The organism is Amedibacillus sp. YH-ame6, from assembly GCF_053848845.1.
Map to the genome: position 1 here is coordinate 1 of NZ_JBSPEZ010000031.1, position 11,766 is coordinate 11,766.

The following is an 11,766-nucleotide window of genomic DNA, read 5'->3' on the forward strand; positions in this document are numbered from 1 at the left end:
CACTCACCTCCGCGTGCTCTGTAGTGTACTTCTTTCCTAATTACATTATAGAACAAATTGCGAGAGTTGGTTTCATTAAAATTTGTGCTCGCGCGAAGCGAGAGAATGGAGGCATATATGAAAAAATGGTATGATAAAGAATATGAATTTAAAATAGAAGTGATTGGTTTTTTACAAGGCGATAGTACAGAACGATATTGTAGGAATGGTGAAGAAATTGGAGATACCTACACATGTGGTTTTGGTTGTCCAGTCAATAAAGATGGGCAAGGAATTTGTTCAAAAGTGATGATGATATTGTATCCGATTATGGAAGCGGTAAGAAGTGGTGGCGATCTAGAAAATATTGGTGGTGATAGTAAATACAGCAAGGTAATTGTTTGTCCAGATGGCTGTGTGATGTTTCGATTAACCGCAACAAAACTAGATAATGAAAACTTCTATAAAGGAAAATTCTTTTCACCAATAACAAACGAACAACAATAATATAGAACATAAGTACAGAGAGGAGTTCGCTCATGAGTATTAGAAAAGCAAACAAAGAAGATGCATGTAGAATTGCAGAAATATTTGTCTTCAATAATAGAATGAATTATTTTCCTATATTTCAAGATGAATCTTTTTCCTTTGATGAATTACAAGTAATACCTTTGGTAGATAACTACTTTACCAAAGAAGAGATATTGGAAAACTTATATGTACTGGATGATGGAATCATTAGAGGCTTTTTACAAATGCAGGATAGAGAGATATGCAAACTTTATGTAGATCCGTTTTTTCAAGGGAAAAGGTATGGAGAGCAATTGATTAAGTATGCGATAGATGAATTTAGTGCGAGTCAATTATGGGCATTAGAAAAGAATATAAGGGCAGTATCTTTTTATAAAAGACATGGGTTTCACCCTACTGGAGAAAAGAAGTTGGAAGAAGATACAAGTGAGTACCTAGTCTACTTAAAACGATAATTATTTCAGGCAAGTAGTTTTCTAACTTCTTTTACCCATGAAAATCACGTGTCTTTAACATAGAAAGAAAGCGATGGAAATATCTCCAAAATCACTTATAAAGTGGAGTGCTCAAACAAAAAATCGCTTACCTTTGATGAAGTATCAAAGAAGGCAGAGGGTACGCTTTGGGGGTTGCAATTACCAAAATAAGAGACATTTGATATACAAGCTTTGAATTATTCATAATGCATGGATAGGAAAAGGAAGGGTATGTATGAACGATTATAGGAAGTTTGAAACTCGCAAAGAGTTTCGCGATTGGTTAATGGAGCATTGTTTATCCAGTGAAGGAATATGGTTGTATTTTGATAAAGCTAAGAAATCTTCAACGTTAAAAGCAAGTGAAGCTTTGGAAGAAGCACTTTGTTTTGGGTGGATTGACGGACAAATGAAAAGCTTAAATGAAACAGGTTATGTAAAATATTTTTCTTTACATAGAAAGAACAGTAAATGGTCTGAGAAGAATAAGAAACTTGTTATGGAACTTGAAAAGAATGGAACTATGAGTGATTTTGGTAGAGCTAAAATACAAGAAGCAAAAGAAAATGGTCAATGGGATGTGAATCATACCATTGTAATAGAGAATGAGGATATCAACTTACTTCTGAGTGAACTACAGGGCATAGAGCCAGCGTATACCAATTTTGTAGCGATGTCTCCTTCCGTAAAGAAAACTTATGTGAAAGCATATAAAGATGCGAAAACTACAGAAGGAAAACAAAAGCGTTTCTCTTGGATTGTGGAGAGATTGAATAAAAATTTAAAACCAATGTGAAAGTTTTAGGAAAGAGAGGAACCCATAATGAAACCAAGAGATTTATTAGATATCGTACAAATTAGTGAACGATTAAAAGATACTACAAGACATTGTTATACATCTAAGGGAAGACGTGAAAGCGTTGCGGAACATAGTTGGATGATGTCTTTAATGGCATACTTTATGAAGGATGAATTTCCAGAAGTAGATATGAATAAAGTAATGGTCATGTGCATTCTTCATGATTTAGGTGAAGCATTTACAGGAGATATTCCTACGTTTGAAAAGACAGAGAAGCATGAAGAAATAGAGAAAGAAAAACTATATGCGTGGGTACATTCACTTCCAGGTGACTATAGTAAAGAAATGATTTCACTTTATGAAGAAATGGAACAACGAGTGACTATAGAAGCAAAAATCTATAAAGCAATCGATGGGTTAGAGGCCGTAATTCAACACAATGCATCGGATTTATCAACGTGGATTCCACATGAATATGAACTCAATAAAATATATGCAAATGATAAAGTTTCCTTTTCAAGCTATCTAACAGCTCTTAGAGAAGTAATACGAGAAGATACCATACAAAAGATAGAAGAAGGAACTAGAAATAAGGGAGAATAGTATGAAGAATCCTTGGGAAGAAATACCACTTTCAGATTATGAAAATCATATGAAGTTGGATTCTGTTTTTCAGCTACAAACCATGAATGAAATGATGAAGGGACAATTCTCTGCATACCCCGTTCACTCTGTCATGATTCTTGGTATTGCGGGTGGAAATGGTCTTATACACATCGATCCACAACAGTATACCAAAGTGTATGGAGTGGATATCAACAAAGCCTATTTGAAAGAAGTAGAGAGCAGATATGTGCATCTCAAAGATGTACTTTGTTGTCTAGCAGTAGACCTCTTGAAAGAAGCGAATACACTTCCTCAAGCAGAGTTACTGATTGCGAATTTATTGATTGAATATATTGGATATGAAGCTTTCCAGAAGGTGGTGCAACAAGTACAACCACAGGTTGTATCCTGTATAATACAAATGAACGAAGAAGATGGTTGGATATCAGATTCTCCATATCTACGTGCATTTGATAATCTTAATAAAATTCATCATCAAATGGAGGAACTTCCTTTGATAGAAGCATTACAAGCAATCGGATACGACTTCATAAAAGAAACTCATCAACCTCTACCCAATGGAAAGAAACTTGTACAACTTGATTTTGCGGTACAATAAACTACACAATAAGTATATGTATGGATACAAATAAAATATAGCGAGTCTAATGTAAGAGGAACTTATATGAATATAAAAGAAAGAGCTAAACAGTTAAAAGTTGATATTCCAGCTCTGTTTCTATGCTTAAAAAGTAACAAGACACCTCGTATAGCAAAAATATTTGCGGCAGTTACAGTGGCATATGCACTATCTCCCATTGATATCATCCCAGACTTTATTCCCTTTCTTGGGTATTTTGATGATATTATTATCCTACCAGCTTTGATCCTATGGACCTTGAAGTGGATTCCAAAAGAATTGTTTGAGGAATTTCGTGAAGAAGCGAAAGGAATGTGGAAAAATGGGAAACCAAAAAAATGGTATTTTGCGATTCCAATTCTAGCCATTTGGTTTAGTATTATTTATCTCATTGTGTGTTAAAGGAAGGTGGAGGAAATGGAAGTATTACTGATTTGTTTCATCGCTATTCTTATCCTTATCGCTGTAGGGATACTAAAAGGAAAGATACTTTGTAAACATACTTTTTTATGTAGACATTGCCATCAAGAATTCCATCCAAGATGGACAAAAATCATCTTTGAAATTCATGCGCTTGATGAGTTTCAATTGGAATGTCCATATTGCAAGACAAAGGATTTTTGTAAAGACTTAGGGAAAAAGAAGCATTCTTGTTAATATATTTCATAAGAAAGCCACCTTTACGATGGCTTTCTTATGTTTGACATTTGTTTATAAGGATTATGATTTTCTAATTTGGATGTTAATTTCATCAACTAATGTACAACAGGTAATACTACGTTTTGCGCTCATGATAGGACTTTCTAAAAGTCCTTTCTCTATACATTCATGAATATGTGCTACCTCGTAAATCATTTCATAATCCACAGGGTGTTGGATGGTAGTTGTTTGTTGTTGTGTGTGTATGGTATACTCTCTTGCTTTCCAATAAGAAGGCACATGTATATAACCTTGGTCAAAATAAAAAATTGCATGATGTAAGGTATCTCCATTCATAGAAATACGACTATTGATTAAGGTATCATCCATCACGATGTTCATACTTACACGCTCACATGTTTGTGTGCTTTCAAACAATCCACTTGCTTGTATTGTAGTGGTTTTTGGTTCTAATACATAATCTAATAGCTCAAGAGTATAATTTGCACTTCCATACACTACACCACCCTGTGTGGGATCGTGCATCCAAGGGGAAGAAGGATTTGGAAAGGAACAACTCATTTCTATTTGATGAAGGTGTCCAAATGTTTGTGCTTGTATGTGTTGTTTGATATCTTGCATGACAGGAAGGAAGACACTTTTCTGCGCTTCCATGAGAAACAAGCCCTTTTCTTTCGCAAGTTCAAACACTTCGTTTGCTTGTTTTTTGGATAAGGCAATGGGTTTTTCACAAATCACATGCAATCCATAATGAAGTGCTTGTTTTATCTCTTGTACATGTGTTGCGTTGTTGCTGGCGATATAAACAACATCAATATGTTCATCTTTATATAATTCTTCATAGCTTCCATAGGCTTTGATACCATATGCTTGTGCTTTCTCTTGTGCTTTCTCAAGACTTCTTGAGGCAATCGCAACTAATGTATCTCCATATTCTAAAACCGCATGCATGAAGCGATCTGTGATTGTAGCGCAAGTTATAATGCCATAACGTAAGTTCATAGTATTCACCTCTTAGGTGTATTTTACCATGAATTTCCTTCCTTTGAAATGATGATAACCAAAGAAATTGCAGGGCTTTATGTTAGAAGGCGGGTATTGGTTTCAATGAATTAAAAAGGGTATACTTTTTAATTTTGTAGATTGGGCAAAAGAGTTGCGTAAAAATAACATTTCTCTATATACTAGTTAACATAAGGAAGGTATGCATATGGAAATAATAAAACGAGATGGTTCTATTCAAAATTTTGATGAAGGTAAGATAAAGGAAGCGATTAGAAGAGCTTTTTTTAGTACATCTACATCCATTGAAGAATCAACATTAGATGCAATCACAAAAGAAATAAGCACGAGTGTAATGGCTGATGTAGAGCATGTTGGTGTAGAGCGTATTCAAGATAAAGTAGAAGAGACACTGATGTCACATCAGTATTATAAAGAGGCAAAGAGTTATATTTTATATCGTCAAAAACGTAGTGAGAATAGAGGGATATTACAGGAGTTTGTAAAAGCTGTGAAGGATGATGGAATTTTACCAATCCTTTTACGTGTACAAAAAGAATATCTTGAAGATGCATATTCTATGAAAGACTTGTTGATGAAACTACAAACATTTTTAAAGGATGATATGAACGGAGAAGAACGTTTATCAATGTTAATTAAAGCTTGTGTAGAATTGATCCGTAAAGAAGCTCCTAAGTGGGAATACATCGCCTCTTGTTTTTTATCGTATCAAATTCATAATGAGATTGATGCGCGTATGCAACACCATGCCATCCATTCATTCTTAGAAAAGTTACAATACCTAACAAAAGAAGGATATTATGGAGAATATATTACCAATGCTTATCAAGAGGGCGAGATTGAAGAATTGGGACGATATATCAAAGATGAAAGAGATTATCTGTTTACCTTTAGTGGACTTGATTTAATCTTGAAGCGTTATTTGATTACGACACATCAACATGAAATTTTAGAGACGCCACAGGAAATGTTTATGGGGATTGCGATGCATTTAGCATTACCTGAAAAAGATCGTGTGAAATGGGCAAAAGAAATCTATGACATTTTGAGTACTTTAAAAGTAACCATGGCTACACCTACCATGTCAAACGCCCGTAAACCATATCATCAGTTGTCTTCTTGTTTTATTGATACGGTAGATGATACTTTAATGAATATTTATAAGAGTGTAGAAAACTTTGCGCAAGTTTCGAAGTATGGAGGAGGAATGGGTCTATATTTTGGAAAGGTTCGTGCGAATGGTAGTGATATTCGTGGTTTTGAAGGAGCTGCAGGAGGCGTTATACGTTGGATTAAACTTGTGAATGATACTGCCACAGCGGTTGATCAATTAGGCGTTCGTCAAGGGGCAGTTGCCGTGTATCTAGATGCATGGCATAAAGATTTACCAGAGTTTTTAAATCTGCGCACAAACAATGGTGATGATCGTATGAAAGCACATGATGTTTTCCCAGCTGTTTGTTATCCAGATTTATTTTGGAAAATGGTAAAAGAAGATATCAATGCCTCATGGTATTTTATGTGCCCTCATGAAATTGCGAAGATAAAAGGTTACCACTTGGAAGATAGTTATGGTGAAGAGTGGGAAGAAAAATATTTTGAATGTGTACAAGACAGTCGAATTTCCAAACGAGAAATGAGTTTAAAAGATATCGTAAGATTGATTTTGAAGTCCGCAGTAGAAACAGGTACTCCATTTACCTTTAATCGTGATCATGTCAACCGTATGAATCCAAATGGACACGAAGGAATGATCTATTGTAGTAATTTGTGTACAGAAATCGCACAAAACATGAAACCGTTTGAACTTTTGGAAAAAGAAGTTGTAGAAGTACAAGGGGAAACCATCATTGTGGAGAAAAGCAAAGCAGGAGAATTCGTTGTATGTAATTTGGCTTCCTTGACCCTTGGAAATATCGATGTTTCGAATGAAGAGGAACTTCAACATGTAATACGTGTTGTGGTAAGAGCTTTAGATAATGTTATCGATTTAAATTATTATCCACTTGAATATGCGAAGATCACGAATCGTAAATATCGTCCTATAGGATTAGGCGTGAGTGGATATCACCATATGCTAGTAAAACAAAATTTACGTTTTGAAAGTGAAGAACATCTTCACTTTGTAGATCAATTGTTTGAAAAGATCAATTACTTTACAATTGAAGCAAGCAGTCTTCTAGCAAAAGAAAAAGGAAGTTATAGCGTATTTTCAGGAAGTGATTGGGAAAATGGAAACTACTTTGAAAAACGTGGCTATGATAGTACACAGTGGTTAGACTTAAAAGAAAGAGTGCATGAACAGGGAATGCGTAATGCGTACTTAATGGCAGTTGCGCCAACAAGTTCAACTTCTATTATTGCTGGGACAACTGCGGGTGTTGACCCGATCATGAACAAATATTATTTAGAAGAGAAAAAGGGAAGTATGATTGCTCGTGTTGCGCCTGATTTAGATGCGCAAACATTTTGGTTATATAAGAATGCACATCTCATCGATCAAGAATGGATTGTAAAGGCTGCAGGTATTCGTCAACGTCATATTGATCAAGCACAATCCCTAAATCTATATATCACCAATGAGTTTACATTACGCCAAGTGCTCACATTGTATATTCATGCATGGGAATATGGAGTAAAGACAATATATTATGTACGAAGTAAATCACTAGAAGTAGAAGAATGCGAATCATGTGCATCCTAGAAGGAGAACCTATGAAAGAACAATTAAGGAAGAAACCCTTGTTTAATGAACTTGGAGATATAGAAGTAAATAAACGAATGATGATCAATGGAAACACAACCAATCTAAATGATTTTAATAATATGAAATATACGTGGGTTTCTGATTGGTATCGTCAAGCAATGAACAATTTCTGGATTCCAGAAGAAATCAACTTAAACCAGGATGTAAAGGATTATCGAAAGCTATCCTCGAAAGAGAAGAGCGCCTATGATAAAACGTTATCCTTTCTTATCTTTTTGGATTCCATACAGACAGCCAATCTTCCCAATGTAGGAGATTATATTACAGCGAATGAAGTGAATCTATGTTTAACGATACAAGCTTTTCAAGAGGCTGTGCATTCACAAAGTTACAGCTACATGTTAGATTCCATTTGTTCACCTCAAGAAAGAAACGATATTTTATATCAATGGAAAGATGATGAACACTTACTAAAACGTAATAAGTTTATTGGAGATTTATATAATGATTTTCAAGAACATCGAGATGGTGAACATCTTATGAAAACAATTATGGCGAATTATATCTTAGAGGGGATTTATTTCTATTCTGGATTTATGTTCTTTTATAACCTTGGAAGAATGGGAAAAATGCCTGGATCTGTCCAAGAAATACGTTATATCAACCGTGATGAAAATACTCATCTTTGGTTATTTCGCTCAATGATTTTAGAACTACAAAAAGAAGAGCCTAGACTATTTCGTGATGAATTAATCGAGACTTATAAAGATATGTTACGTCAAGGTGTTGAAGAGGAAATCAAGTGGGGTGAATATGTTTTAGGGAATGATATGGAAGGACTTACTATGGAGATGATTTCCGATTATATACATTACCTGGGAAATCTAAGAAGCACCTCTTTAGGATTTGGTGTTTTATATGAAGGATTTGAAAATGAACCAAAATCTATGGAATGGGTTTCTATGTATGCCAATGCCAATCTTATCAAAACAGACTTCTTTGAAGCACGTTCTAGTGCATATGCGAAGTCTAGTGCTCTTGTGGATGATTTATAAGGAATCCATTTATGTAACTATTAGGAAGTTGCCATGGCAACTTCTTTTTACACCCATTTTTGTATTGCTTTATAAATACTACTATTAAAATACAACTCATAACATAAGCTTTTTAGATTCTAAACTATTTTGTGATATACTATTCATATACTTTATAAGATAACACAAAGGAGGACGTTATGAGTGAATTAAGGAGTTTGCCAAATTTAGGACCATTTATTGTAGATCAATTATATGAAGTGGGTATTTTGTCAGGAGAAGACTTAAAAGATGTAGGCGCAAAACAAGCATGGCTTAAGATTCAACAAATTGATGAGAGTGCTTGTATTCATCGTTTATATTCTTTAGAGGCGGCGATACAAGGAATTAAGAAAAAAGATTTGCCTCAAAATATAAAAGACGAGTTAAAAGAATTTTATAATGAGCATAAGAAATAACTGTTAGAAGTTTGGAGGGTTGTGTATGAGTGTCATTAAGCTAGATCATGTAACAAAAGATTACGGACACGGTAAGGGAATCTTTAATATTTCTATGCAAATTCATAAGGGAGAAGTATATGGATACCTAGGACCTAATGGTGCAGGAAAAACAACTACTATACGACATCTTATGGGATTTATCAAAGCAGATCAAGGAAGTGTTACCATACGACGTAAGAATTGTTGGAGTAAACAAAAAGAAATACAAAATAGTGTAGGATACTTGCCAGGAGAAATAGCCTTTCCAAATGATATGAAGGCAAGTGCATATATTAAAATGATTGCGAAACTTCGTCATATGAAATCTATGAATCGTGCAGATGAAATTATCCAACTGTTTGAACTTGATACAAGTGTTTCCTTGAAACGTATGTCAAAAGGAATGAAACAGAAAGTAGGGATTGTGACTGCATTTATGCATGAACCATCCTTGTTAATTCTAGATGAACCAACGAGCGGATTGGATCCATTAATGCAAAATCGATTTGTAGAACTTATCGAACAAGAAAAAAAGAAAGGCACTACAATTTTGATGTCTTCTCATATGTTTGATGAGGTAGAAAGGACTTGTACAAGAGTTGGTATTATCAAAGATGGAAGGATCATAGAAGAAAAAAATGCGGATGAATTACGTCATAGTCGAAAGAAATCATATAAGATAGAGTTCTTCAAACAAGAAGAATTTGCGTTGATGTGTGAGCTTCCATTCGAAAAAACTGATGTTCTACAAGATAAACTGCAAATGATTGTACATGTAAACGATGCGAGCATCAATGAATTATTACGTACCTTATCTGCTTTTCATTTGAAATATTTAAAAGAAATAAAACACAATTTAGAAGATTATTTCATGCAGTTTTATGGAGGTGAACATCATGATTAGTTTTCCTCTATTAAGACAAACCATAAAATCCAATCTCAAGTTTTTATGTGCGTTTACTTTTATATTATGTGTATTTTTGGTTGTTATGTGCTATGTGTTTACACCAAGCACAGTGGAAGATTTAAAGGTTGTGACGAAGGGTACGGCGTTAGGTCATATCTTTGGTAATAATGGCACACTTATAAGTTTTATGTCGAATTCCTTTTATGCATTAATGGCCATTGTATTTCCAATGGTATATTCGATTATGGTAGGAAATCGTTTGATTGCAGAGAAAGTTGATCGTGGTAGTATGGCTTGTTTGCTATCGACGCCATTGACGCGTAGAAAAATTACACTTACATCGGCCTTTTACTTTGTTATATCTCTAATGGTAATGTGGGGAACTGCGTCATTCATTGGTTATCTAGCTGCGGATATATTTCAAAAAGGCGCATTAGATACAGACACTTTTCTAATGATGAATATGGGATGTTTTCTATATCATTTTGTCATCAGCTCTATTTGTTTTTGTTGTTCATGCATATTCAATACTTCTAAGGGTTCCTTAACGCTTGGCGCGGGTATTCCGATTGCATTTTTTGTTATTTCTTTATTTATCAAGCTATCAGATGATTTGAATATGTTGAAGTATTTTACTTTAAATACCTTGTTTGATACACAAAAAATAATTGAGGGAAGTGGATATATGAATTCATTTATGTATATGATTGGTATTGGAATATGTCTTTATTCGATTGGAATTATTGCTTTTCAAAAAAAAGATTTACCACTTTAGACTGCATAGCAGTCCTTTTTTCTATCCAATATGTTAAGTATTGAGAATTAAGTATAAAGTTTGTTGATTTTTTAGGAATTTTAAAATTCATCTCGTATATATAAAGTGTAAGAACAAAAAAGGAGATGATATATATGGCTACAAAAGATGTAACAAAAGTAAGCTATAAAAATGATGTGTTCTTCAAATTCGCCCTATCTTCACAAGATGAAGATTCCAAAATGATTCGTCACTTTATGATTAAGGAGATTACAGGGATTGACCCAGTAGATAGTATTGTGGTAAACCCTGAAATGGATCCAGAAGCACTTGCAGGTAAGAAAATCATATTGGATGTGCACGTAAAAGACATCCATGGAAATGAATATGACATGGAGATGCAAGTTGAAGGATTACTTACAAATCTAACGAATCGATTTGAGTATTATGGCGCAAAGATGTTAGAGAAACAACTAAAAGAAGGAGAGGATTATTTAGATTTAAAACCAGTGTATCAAATTATCTTTATGGATAACTATTCTGAAGATAAAGGGAAACTGATTATGAAGTATCAAATGAGAAATGAAGAAGGAAAGGAAGAAAGTACACATGCCTTAATACATAGAACGTACATACATTTACCAGTGATAAACGACATTGTAAAGAAAAAAAAGACGGAGGAATTAACAGCTTTTGAACAAATGTGTTATCTCTTTAAAAACAATGAAGACGATGATATAATAAAGACAAAGGAAAGCGTGGTGAGAAAGCTTATGGAAAAACATGAACGAATGAGCGATAATGAACAAATATGGACACTCGCAGAACAAATCCAGATGGCAGAAGCACAACAAAAAGCTATTCAACAAGGGTATTATGATGAAGGGATAAAAATAGGAGAGGAAAAAGGACTAAAAATAGGAGAGGAAAAAGGAAAAGTAGAAGGTTATAATAAGCTTTTGAATCAACTCATCCAAACTAAGTTTAATGTAGATGCATCTTCATGGTTATCAACCTTAACCATAGAACAACTACAACAAGTATCGCAATTACTGATGAACGCACAAACATTTGAAGAAATACAAAGCGCTATATAATTATTATGTATTGATATATGGACAAGACTCGATCTTGTCTTTTTTTGGTCACTTTTTGCAAAGAAATGTGGAAG

At 34.2% G+C, this 11,766-nt stretch carries 14 protein-coding genes; 13 read left to right on the forward strand and 1 reads right to left on the reverse strand.

The window, feature by feature from the left end; translation table 11 throughout:
- The first annotated feature begins 117 nt into the window (after positions 1–117).
- The 7 genes from ACWG0P_RS14505 (at position 118) to ACWG0P_RS14535 (ending at position 3,688) form a co-directional block, all read left to right on the forward strand.
- Positions 118–486 carry a TIGR04076 family protein gene (locus ACWG0P_RS14505; protein WP_455802344.1) on the forward strand — a complete coding sequence of 123 codons (369 nt, stop codon included), beginning with the start codon at positions 118–120 and terminating at the stop codon, positions 484–486.
- Between the two features lie 32 nt (positions 487–518).
- The gene (locus tag ACWG0P_RS14510) at positions 519–965 is read left to right on the forward strand and encodes an N-acetyltransferase family protein (RefSeq protein ID WP_455802345.1); all 447 of its coding nucleotides are present in this window, start codon (positions 519–521) and stop codon (positions 963–965) included.
- Between the two features lie 256 nt (positions 966–1,221).
- Entirely contained in the window at positions 1,222–1,782 is a 561-nt protein-coding gene (locus tag ACWG0P_RS14515; protein WP_455802346.1) for a YdeI/OmpD-associated family protein, read from the forward strand.
- Positions 1,783–1,809: 27 nt separating this feature from the next.
- A complete protein-coding gene (locus tag ACWG0P_RS14520; protein WP_455802347.1) occupies positions 1,810–2,388 on the forward strand; it encodes an HD domain-containing protein in 579 nt (192 codons plus the stop codon).
- A 1-nt stretch (position 2,389) separates the two neighbouring features.
- A complete protein-coding gene (locus ACWG0P_RS14525; protein WP_455802348.1) occupies positions 2,390–3,010 on the forward strand; it encodes a hypothetical protein in 621 nt (206 codons plus the stop codon).
- A 66-nt stretch (positions 3,011–3,076) separates the two neighbouring features.
- Entirely contained in the window at positions 3,077–3,433 is a 357-nt protein-coding gene (locus ACWG0P_RS14530) for a YkvA family protein (protein ID WP_455802349.1), read from the forward strand.
- 15 nt (positions 3,434–3,448) lie between these two features.
- Positions 3,449–3,688, forward strand: a complete 240-nt coding sequence (locus ACWG0P_RS14535; RefSeq protein ID WP_455802350.1) for a hypothetical protein — start codon at positions 3,449–3,451, stop codon at positions 3,686–3,688.
- 63 nt (positions 3,689–3,751) lie between these two features.
- Here ACWG0P_RS14535 and ACWG0P_RS14540 read toward each other — a convergent pair whose 3' ends face one another.
- The gene (locus ACWG0P_RS14540) at positions 3,752–4,693 is read right to left on the reverse strand and encodes a Gfo/Idh/MocA family protein (RefSeq protein ID WP_455802351.1); all 942 of its coding nucleotides are present in this window, start codon (positions 4,691–4,693) and stop codon (positions 3,752–3,754) included.
- Positions 4,694–4,901: 208 nt separating this feature from the next.
- Between ACWG0P_RS14540 and ACWG0P_RS14545 the strand changes: the two genes are divergently transcribed.
- The 6 genes from ACWG0P_RS14545 (at position 4,902) to ACWG0P_RS14570 (ending at position 11,692) form a co-directional block, all read left to right on the forward strand.
- Positions 4,902–7,418 (forward strand): ribonucleoside-diphosphate reductase subunit alpha, encoded by a 2,517-nt coding sequence (locus ACWG0P_RS14545; protein WP_455802352.1) that lies wholly within the window; start codon positions 4,902–4,904, stop codon positions 7,416–7,418.
- 11 nt (positions 7,419–7,429) lie between these two features.
- The gene (locus tag ACWG0P_RS14550; RefSeq protein ID WP_455790324.1) at positions 7,430–8,476 is read left to right on the forward strand and encodes a ribonucleotide-diphosphate reductase subunit beta; all 1,047 of its coding nucleotides are present in this window, start codon (positions 7,430–7,432) and stop codon (positions 8,474–8,476) included.
- Between the two features lie 179 nt (positions 8,477–8,655).
- The gene (locus tag ACWG0P_RS14555; RefSeq protein ID WP_455790323.1) at positions 8,656–8,913 is read left to right on the forward strand and encodes a TfoX/Sxy family protein; all 258 of its coding nucleotides are present in this window, start codon (positions 8,656–8,658) and stop codon (positions 8,911–8,913) included.
- 25 nt (positions 8,914–8,938) lie between these two features.
- On the forward strand, positions 8,939–9,838 hold the full coding sequence (locus ACWG0P_RS14560) for an ABC transporter ATP-binding protein (RefSeq protein WP_455790322.1): 900 nt from the start codon (positions 8,939–8,941) through the stop codon (positions 9,836–9,838).
- Positions 9,831–10,616: an ABC transporter permease subunit gene (locus tag ACWG0P_RS14565; RefSeq protein ID WP_455790321.1), complete on the forward strand. Its 786-nt coding sequence runs from the start codon at positions 9,831–9,833 to the stop codon at positions 10,614–10,616. The genes ACWG0P_RS14560 and ACWG0P_RS14565 overlap by 8 nt, the downstream gene beginning before the upstream one ends.
- Positions 10,617–10,750: 134 nt before the next feature.
- Entirely contained in the window at positions 10,751–11,692 is a 942-nt protein-coding gene (locus ACWG0P_RS14570) for an Rpn family recombination-promoting nuclease/putative transposase (protein ID WP_455802353.1), read from the forward strand.
- Positions 11,693–11,766 lie beyond the last annotated feature (74 nt).

Bases quoted from the DNA above. Each gene is read 5' to 3' on its own strand.
- ACWG0P_RS14505 (WP_455802344.1), top strand. From the start codon at position 118: ATGAAAAAATGGTATGATAAAGAATATGAATTTAAAATAGAAGTGATT.
- ACWG0P_RS14510 (WP_455802345.1), top strand. From the start codon at position 519: ATGAGTATTAGAAAAGCAAACAAAGAAGATGCATGTAGAATTGCAGAA.
- ACWG0P_RS14515 (WP_455802346.1), top strand. From the start codon at position 1,222: ATGAACGATTATAGGAAGTTTGAAACTCGCAAAGAGTTTCGCGATTGG.
- ACWG0P_RS14520 (WP_455802347.1), top strand. From the start codon at position 1,810: ATGAAACCAAGAGATTTATTAGATATCGTACAAATTAGTGAACGATTA.
- ACWG0P_RS14525 (WP_455802348.1), top strand. From the start codon at position 2,390: ATGAAGAATCCTTGGGAAGAAATACCACTTTCAGATTATGAAAATCAT.
- ACWG0P_RS14530 (WP_455802349.1), top strand. From the start codon at position 3,077: ATGAATATAAAAGAAAGAGCTAAACAGTTAAAAGTTGATATTCCAGCT.
- ACWG0P_RS14535 (WP_455802350.1), top strand. From the start codon at position 3,449: ATGGAAGTATTACTGATTTGTTTCATCGCTATTCTTATCCTTATCGCT.
- ACWG0P_RS14540 (WP_455802351.1), bottom strand. From the start codon at position 4,693: ATGAACTTACGTTATGGCATTATAACTTGCGCTACAATCACAGATCGC.
- ACWG0P_RS14545 (WP_455802352.1), top strand. From the start codon at position 4,902: ATGGAAATAATAAAACGAGATGGTTCTATTCAAAATTTTGATGAAGGT.
- ACWG0P_RS14550 (WP_455790324.1), top strand. From the start codon at position 7,430: ATGAAAGAACAATTAAGGAAGAAACCCTTGTTTAATGAACTTGGAGAT.
- ACWG0P_RS14555 (WP_455790323.1), top strand. From the start codon at position 8,656: ATGAGTGAATTAAGGAGTTTGCCAAATTTAGGACCATTTATTGTAGAT.
- ACWG0P_RS14560 (WP_455790322.1), top strand. From the start codon at position 8,939: ATGAGTGTCATTAAGCTAGATCATGTAACAAAAGATTACGGACACGGT.
- ACWG0P_RS14565 (WP_455790321.1), top strand. From the start codon at position 9,831: ATGATTAGTTTTCCTCTATTAAGACAAACCATAAAATCCAATCTCAAG.
- ACWG0P_RS14570 (WP_455802353.1), top strand. From the start codon at position 10,751: ATGGCTACAAAAGATGTAACAAAAGTAAGCTATAAAAATGATGTGTTC.